The 646-nt window shown below is 57.6% G+C and carries 1 protein-coding gene; it reads left to right on the top strand.

Annotated elements, in window-relative coordinates; all coding sequences use genetic code 11:
- The first annotated feature begins 83 nt into the window (after positions 1-83).
- Entirely contained in the window at positions 84-593 is a 510-nt protein-coding gene (locus ACFFGH_RS34415; RefSeq protein ID WP_386677479.1) for a hypothetical protein, read from the top strand.
- The last annotated feature ends 53 nt before the right edge of the window (positions 594-646 follow it).

The raw sequence follows: 646 nt of genomic DNA, 5'->3' as shown, positions 1-646 counted from the left end.
CTAACAATTCGTCCAAGCCGACGCCGCTTCGCGGCGCGGCTTAACTCAGGTGTTAGGCGTCATACCGGACTCTTTCGCTACCCATGACTTGGCTCACTCTCTCGCACTCGCAGATTCTTGGCGGCAACGTTCAGTTCCGTTTCCGCCCGGACGTGTTCTTACATGAGCAGGACGCCCCGGTGCTGGAAGTCACGGTCGAAGGAGCTGAAGATCCGGAGACCGCGATCACACTTCTCGCTCGGTTTCGAGAGGACTTCGTCGTCGACCTCGAAATTGAAGCGCAAGAGCTTCGCGTGCTGGGTGAGATGGATGATGAGGAAACGGTTGTCCGCGGGGACAACGTCTTCTCTCGTCACGTTCCGTACTCTATAGAAGAGCTGCGTCAAATGGCCATCTTCTTCGAGCGCCGCTTGCGGGAGGAGCGTTCGGATGCTTATCGTCAAGCCAAGCAGTTCCGGGATATTCGGCACTTTGTAACCGACCTCATTGACCGGGCGGAAAAGAAGCGGTCGCTGAGCAGTAAGGCATGCGAGCTGACCGAGGCGCAGCTCTCTGTGCTTCACCGTGTGCTAAACAGGCTCGATGACGCCTAACAATTCGTCCAAGCCGACGCCGCTTCGCGGCGCGGCTTAACTCAGGTGTTAGG

This window comes from Lysobacter korlensis (assembly GCF_042434515.1).
The sequence above is the reverse complement of the archived record's forward strand: the minus strand, read 5'-3'. Positions and strand labels throughout refer to the sequence as shown.